Raw genomic sequence first — 6,430 nt, 5'->3', positions numbered from 1 at the left:
GGTTCGGCTCCCAGCCGCCCGGCTGTGCCGCCTCGGCCGGGTTCGCGGCGCGCCCGGCGGCCCAGCCGCCCGAGCGGTCCGGGTCCTCGGTGCGGGCCGGCTCGTCCCAGCCGCCGGACCGGTTCTCGGCCTGCGGGGCGGGCCAGCCGCCGGAACGCTGTCCCTCGTCGTGCTGCGGCCCGCCGGTCGCGCGCCAGCCGCCGCTGTCCTCGGCCGAGCAGTTGTCCTGATCGGACTGCTCCGGAGTGGACCAGGCGTTGTCCGGCCGGGTGGCGCCGGGCACCGAGACGGCTGCGGCGGCCCGGGCGGGCGGGTCGGCCGGCGGCCAGGTGGCGCCGGTCTGCTGACCCGGCGCCCAGGCCGGCTGGCTCTCCCGCGGGGTCCAGCCGCCCGAGCGGCTCGGGTCGTCGGACGCGGCGGGCTGCTCGTCGCGCGGGGTCCAGCCGCCCGAGCGGTTCGGGTCGTCCTGCTGCTGCTGCGCGGCGGCCCAGCCACCGGCGCGACCGGAGGCGTCCTCGTGCTGCCCGCCGGTGGGCGCGAAGCCGCCGGAGCGGTGCGGGTCGTCCGCGGGGGCGGGCGTGACCCAGGTCTCGTTCGGCACGGTGGCCGGTGCGGGCACGTAACCGGTGTCGCGGGCGGCCGGGTCACCGGACGGCGACCAGCCCTGCTGCTGCTCGCCTGCGTTCCACCCCTGGCGGTTCTGCTCGGCGGCGGCCCAGGGGGCCTGCGACGGCTCGGCCGGGCTGCCCGGCGGCGTGGCGGACCAGGCGGGCGGCGCCTGCTCGGCGCCGCGATCAGGGCCGGGCTGCTCCTGGTTGCCCCAGGCGGGGCCACCGGAACCGGACCAGGCGGGGTTGCCCTGGTCGTTGCCGCCCCAGGCGGGCTGCGGGACCTGGGCGGTCGCCCGCCCGGTCACCGGCTGCCCGGCGGGCGGGGCCCATGCGGGTGGCTGGTCGTCGTTCGCGGCCCAGGCCGGGGCCGGCTGCGCGGGCCGACCGGCCGGCGGGGGCGGTGCCCAGCCGAGGTCGGGTGCGCCGTTGTACCCGTTGTCCTGCTGCGCCGGCTGATCGCCGTACGGCACCGGTCCGCCGGTGCCCGGCGACACCTCGCCCGGCTCCTGGCCGGGGCGGTGCGGAGCCTCGGACGTCATGGGTGCGCCTCCTCCATCACAGGTCGGCCGCCGATGCCGGTCGGGAAAACCGTCGGCACGACTACCGGCGTCGCCGGCGGGTACCGGCCGTGCGGGCTCCCCGCACCGTATCCGGTGGTCGCCCGAGGCCGCTCGGGGGAGCATCAGCGGTCACCGAAAGTCACCGGACGACGTCGATGGGTTTCGCTGTCTCGTATCCGTCCGGAGTCAGCCGGTTGGCGACCGTGCCAACCGTACCGGGCGGTGAAGCGAGGTGGAATCCCGGTGCCGACCGATACCGGTACGCCGAAGACCCGCCCGGAGTCGGGCGGGTCTTCGGACTGGAGGAGGTGAGAAAGGTCTGTGGCGTCAGCTCATGTGACGCTGGGCGATGGCGAGAAGCTCCTCGCGGACCGCGGGCGAGTTGGCGGAACGCAGCGCGTGCTCGATGGCGCGGGCGCGGCGGTTGGCGTCGCGGCGGGTGCGGATTCGCTCGATCATGCTCATCTTGGGTCTCTCCTCCTGGCTATTCGGTTGTCAGCCCCTTGATGTCTCTATTTAAGCGCACCGGGCCCGTCATCGCCATCGATTACTAGGTGAGCTGAACCACGTACCTACGGATCGTAGGTCCACCCACCCCTCGGTCCTATGATTCCGTTCCCAAAACGGTTACGGCCGGTGTGCCGGGCGTTCACCCTCGGCACACCGGCCGTAACCGGAGCGGTGGTTCGTCAGGTCCAGGCGAGCAGCGCCGCCTCCGGGTCGGCCAGGAAGTCCCCGATGTCGCGGAGGAACTTCGAGCCCAGCTCACCGTCGATGATCCGGTGGTCGAAGGACAGGCCCAGCGTGGTCACCAGGCGCGGCTTCACCTTGCCCTTGTGCACCCAGGGCTGCTCCCGTACCGCGCCGAAGGCGAGGATCGCCGACTCACCCGGGGGCAGGATCGGCGTACCGGTGTCGACGCCGAAGACGCCGACGTTGGTGATGGTGAGCGTGCCGCCGGACATGTCCGCCGGGGACGTCTTGCCCGACTTCGCGGTCTGCACGAGTTCCGTCATCGCGTCCGCCAGCTCGCGCAGCGAGAGCCGCCCGGCGTCCTTGATGTTCGGCACGATCAGGCCGCGCTCGGTGGCCGCCGCGATGCCGAGGTTGACGTACTCCTTCACCACGATCTCGTCGCCGGCCCAGGTCGAGTTGACCATCGGGTGCCGCTTGACCGCCAGGAGCACCGCCTTGGCGACCAGCAGCAGCGGCGAGACGCGTACGTCCCGCCACTCGCGCCGGTCGCGCAGCCGGTCCAGCGCCTTCATCGCCCGGGTCACGTCTACGGTCAGGAACTCCGTCACGTGCGGGGCGGTGAACGCCGAGCGGGCCATGTTCTCCGCGGTGAGCTTGCGTACCCCCTTGACCGGGATGCGCTGCTCGCGGTCCGCGCCGAAGCTCGCGGCCGACGCGGCCGGTGCCGCGACCGTCAGCGGCTCGGCCGCCGCCGGAGTCGCGCTCGCCGCCCGCTGTACGTCCTCACGGGTGATCGAGCCGAGCGGACCCGAGCCGGTGAGCGTGGCCAGGTCGATGCCGAGATCCTTTGCCAGCTTGCGGACCGGCGGCTTGGCGAGCACCGGACCGGAGACCCGGCCGTTGCCGTTGACCGCCGCCGCGGGAGCGGGCGCCACCGGCGCGGGGACGACAGGCGCGGGTGCCACCGGGGCGGCGGCCTGAGCCGGTGCCGCAGCCGGCGCGTCGCCCCCCTTGCGGGGGCGGCGCTTGGCCGGGGCGTTGCGCGGGCCGTAGCCGACCAGCACGGCGGTACGCCCACCCGGGGCCACACCACCGATCAGGCCCGGCTCGACCATGCCCTCGGCGGGCGCGACCTGGACCGCGGCGAGCGACGCCGCAGACGGTGCGGGCAGGTCCGACGCGGGGGTCGCGGTCGTCGACTCCTCGATCGGCCCGGCGTTCGGGTCGGTGTCGATCGCGATGATCGGCACGCCGACCTCGACCGTCGACCCCTCCGGGTGGAAGATCGCCTGCACCCGGCCGGCCCACTTCGCCGGGATCTCGACCGCCGCCTTGGCGGTCTCCACCTCGACGATCGGCTGGTTCAGCTCGATGTCGTCGCCGACCTTGACCAGCCAGGCGAGGATCTCGCCCTCGGTCAGGCCCTCGCCCAGGTCGGGAAGGTTGAACTCCTTGATCCGGGACATGCCGCTCACCAGCCGAACGTGCGGTCGACGGCGTCGAGCACCCGGTCCAGGTCGGGCAGGTACTCCTCCTCCACCCGGGCGGCCGGGTAGGGGGTGTCGAAGCCGGTCACCCGCAGCACCGGGGACTCCAGGGAGTAGAAGCACTCCTCGGTGATCCGGGCCGCGATCTCCGACCCGAGACCCAGGTTGCCCGGGGCCTCGTGCACGACCACGCAGCGGCCGGTGCGCCGCACCGACTCGTACGCGGCGGTCAGGTCCAGCGGCGAGATCGTGCGCAGGTCGATGACCTCCAGCTCGCGGCCGTCCTCGGCGGCGGCGGTGGCCGCGTCGAGCGCGGTGCGGACCATCGGGCCGTACGCCAGCACCGTCGCGTCGGTGCCGGGCCGCGCGACCCGGGCCGAGTGCAGCGGGTACGCGTCGGCGATCGGCGCGTCCAGGTCCACCGGACCCTTCTCCCAGTAGCGCCGCTTCGGCTCCAGGAACACGATCGGGTCGTCCGAGGCGATGGCCTGCTGGATCATCACGTACGCGTCCTGCGGGTTCGCGCAGCTCACCACCTTGAGACCGGCGGTGTGCGCGAAGTACGCCTCGGGCGACTCGGAGTGGTGCTCGACCGCCCCGATGCCGCCGCCGAACGGGATGCGGATGACCATCGGGATCCGCACCTTGCCCTGCGAGCGGTAGTGCATCTTCGCCACCTGCGACACGATCTGGTCGTACGCGGGGTAGACGAAGCCGTCGAACTGGATCTCGCAGACCGGCCGGAAGCCGCGGATGGCCAGGCCGACGGCGGTGCCGATGATGCCGGACTCGGCCAGCGGGGTGTCGATCACGCGCTGGTCGCCGAAGTCCTTCTGGAGACCGTCGGTGATCCGGAACACGCCGCCGAGCTTGCCGACGTCCTCGCCCATGATGACGACCTTCGGGTCGTTCTCCAGGGCCCGCCGCAGGCCGGTGTTGAGCGCCTTGCCGAGGGTGAGCGTCTCCGTGGCCATCAGTGCGCGCTCCCCTCGAAGGACTCCATGTACTGCGTGAACCGGGCCCGCTGCTCGTCCAGTTCGGGAGAGCCGTTGGGGTAGACGTGGTCGAACATGGTCACCGGCTGCGGGTCGGGCATGGCGAGCACGCGCTCGCGCAGGTGCACCGACTCGGTGCGGGCCTGCTCGTCGACAGCGGTGAAGAACGACTCGTCGGCGATCTTCTGCTTGGTCAGGAACGCCTTCATCCGGGCGATCGGGTCCTTCGCCTGCCACGCCTCGACCTCGCTGGCGATGCGGTAGCGGGTCGGGTCGTCGGAGGTGGTGTGCGCGCCCATCCGGTAGGTGTACGCCTCGATCAGGCTCGGGCCCTGGCCGTTGCGCGCGTTGTCCAGCGCGTGCCGGGTCACCGCGTACGACGCGAGCACGTCGTTGCCGTCCACCCGGACACCCGGGAAGCCGAACCCGCCGGCCCGCCGGTACAGCGGCACGCGGGTCTGCCGCTCCAGCGGCTCGGAGATGGCGTACTGGTTGTTCTGGCAGAAGAACACCAGCGGGGCGTTGAAGACGCTGGCCCAGACGAACGACTCGTTGACGTCGCCCTGGCTGGTGGCGCCGTCGCCGAAGTAGGCGATGACCGCCTCGCCGTCCTCGCCGCCGGTCTTGCCGTCCATGGCGACACCCATGGCGTACCCGGTCGCGTGCAGGGTCTGCGCCCCGATCACGATCGTGTACATGTTGAACTTGAACTCGTTCGGGTCCCAGCCGCCCTGGTCGACGCCGCGGAACAGGCCCAGCGGCATGATCGGGTCGATGCCGCGGCAGTAGAGCACGCCGTGCTCGCGGTAGGTCGGGAAGGCCATGTCCTGCGTACGCAGCGCCCGGCCGGAGCCGACCTGCGCGGCCTCCTGGCCCAGCAGACTTGCCCACAGTCCCAGCTCGCCCTGGCGCTGCAGAGCGGTGGCCTCGGCGTCCAGCTTGCGGACCAGCACGAGGTCGCGGTACAGCCCGCGGTACTCCTCGTCGGTGAAGTCGACGCGGTACTCGGTCCCGTCCGGGCCGAGCGCGCTCTCGATCCGCTCACCCTCGGGGGTCAGCAGTTGTACGAGTTCCGGTTCACCGGTCGCGGCGGCGCGTCTGGTTCGGGGTGCGGCCCGCTTGCTGCGGGTGGCGGCCCCGGGGTCGCCCTTTGCCATCCGTCTCTCCCTGTCTGTCTGCGCCGGCGCCGGGGGTTACCCGAGCCGAGCACCTCGTGCGCCCGCCCGGCTGGTGCCGGGTCGGTCCCTGGCGACCGCGCCTGACCCCGGTAGGGGTTGCCGCGCGGCGTGAGCCGGAGTCGGTCGGGGACAGACCCAGGCCCGGGAGCGCCGGCGCCGTTCCGCACCAGCCGCGGGGTACGCGGAGGTGGCGGCTGCGTTGCCGTCGTGTCTGAATGATTGCAGAGGAGGTGAGCGGGCCCACAGTATGGCCTCCCTCGCCGGTGAGGTTCGATCGGGTTCACGACGGATAAGCGCTTTTGTCCGCAGTGGTGGGTGCGGCCGACGCACAAAATGTGTGTCGACACGCGGTTGCGGCTGGTGAACTGAGCGTCACTGGGTCAAGCTTGCGGTGAGCTGTTGCGCGGCATTTGTCCGAATATCCGCGCGTGCTCTTCGTCCATCCGTGCGTGAGGAGTGTGCCGGTGTCCGAACCAGAGGGTCCACCAGGTACGCCCTTCCTCGGCCGGCACCGGGCACTGCCCGCCTCCCCGTACCGCCGGGTCGTGGGCGCCCACCGCGCCACCGGGACCGGCGGTCCCAGCCGCGGCTACCTGCTCACCGTGGCGTTGCTCGCCGGCACCGCGTCGATGCCGATCCTCGCCGCGATCAGCACCGGATCCGCCACCGTCGGCAACAGTGCCCTGCCCGACACCAGCACCCCGTTCCTGCCGACCCCCTCGGTCGGCCCGGTGGTCATCCCGATGCCCCAGGGCACCCAGGCCCCGGCGCCGTCCACGGCCACGCCCGCCGTCGACGTGACCTCGGTGCCCCCGGCGCGACCGGTGCTCCCGGCGGCGCCGGTCCTGCCCGACGACAGCGACCTCGGCTCCCGGCACCGGTCCCGCCCGGTCGCCGCGCCCC

Annotated in this window: 4 protein-coding genes and 2 pseudogenes; 1 reads left to right on the top strand and 5 read right to left on the bottom strand. The window is 72.8% G+C overall.

What is annotated here, in order from left to right; genetic code table 11:
* The 5 genes and pseudogenes from AC2CHG_RS29085 to pdhA all read right to left on the bottom strand — a co-directional run.
* Window positions 1-1,150: pseudogene (locus AC2CHG_RS29085) on the bottom strand (LppU/SCO3897 family protein); the annotation flags it as partial.
* Window positions 1,151-1,498: 348 nt separating this feature from the next.
* Window positions 1,499-1,636 carry a hypothetical protein gene (locus AC2CHG_RS29080; protein WP_013283356.1) on the bottom strand — a complete coding sequence of 46 codons (138 nt, stop codon included), beginning with the start codon at window positions 1,634-1,636 and terminating at the stop codon, window positions 1,499-1,501.
* Between the two features lie 224 nt (window positions 1,637-1,860).
* Window positions 1,861-3,333, bottom strand: a complete 1,473-nt coding sequence (locus AC2CHG_RS29075; RefSeq protein ID WP_262013017.1) for a dihydrolipoamide acetyltransferase family protein — start codon at window positions 3,331-3,333, stop codon at window positions 1,861-1,863.
* A gap of 5 nt (window positions 3,334-3,338) precedes the next feature.
* Window positions 3,339-4,328 (bottom strand): alpha-ketoacid dehydrogenase subunit beta, encoded by a 990-nt coding sequence (locus tag AC2CHG_RS29070; protein WP_030269708.1) that lies wholly within the window; start codon window positions 4,326-4,328, stop codon window positions 3,339-3,341.
* Complete coding sequence (gene pdhA / locus AC2CHG_RS29065) at window positions 4,328-5,506, bottom strand: pyruvate dehydrogenase (acetyl-transferring) E1 component subunit alpha (RefSeq protein WP_013473399.1); 1,179 nt, start codon at window positions 5,504-5,506, stop codon at window positions 4,328-4,330. The genes AC2CHG_RS29070 and pdhA overlap by 1 nt, the downstream gene beginning before the upstream one ends.
* A 485-nt stretch (window positions 5,507-5,991) precedes the next feature.
* Here pdhA and AC2CHG_RS29060 point away from each other — a divergent pair.
* Window positions 5,992-6,430 (top strand): annotated as a pseudogene (locus AC2CHG_RS29060) (hypothetical protein); the annotation flags it as partial.

This window comes from Micromonospora sp. ATLC20 (assembly GCF_057196585.1).
Note: the sequence above shows the minus strand (reverse complement) of the source record. Positions and strands in the feature narration are given on the sequence as shown.

What these genes read in the sequence shown, in the direction of transcription:
- AC2CHG_RS29080 (WP_013283356.1), bottom strand. Translation starts at nt 1,636, where the DNA reads ATGAGCATGATCGAGCGAATCCGCACCCGCCGCGACGCCAACCGCCGC.
- AC2CHG_RS29075 (WP_262013017.1), bottom strand. Translation starts at nt 3,333, where the DNA reads ATGTCCCGGATCAAGGAGTTCAACCTTCCCGACCTGGGCGAGGGCCTG.
- AC2CHG_RS29070 (WP_030269708.1), bottom strand. Translation starts at nt 4,328, where the DNA reads ATGGCCACGGAGACGCTCACCCTCGGCAAGGCGCTCAACACCGGCCTG.
- pdhA (WP_013473399.1), bottom strand. Translation starts at nt 5,506, where the DNA reads ATGGCAAAGGGCGACCCCGGGGCCGCCACCCGCAGCAAGCGGGCCGCA.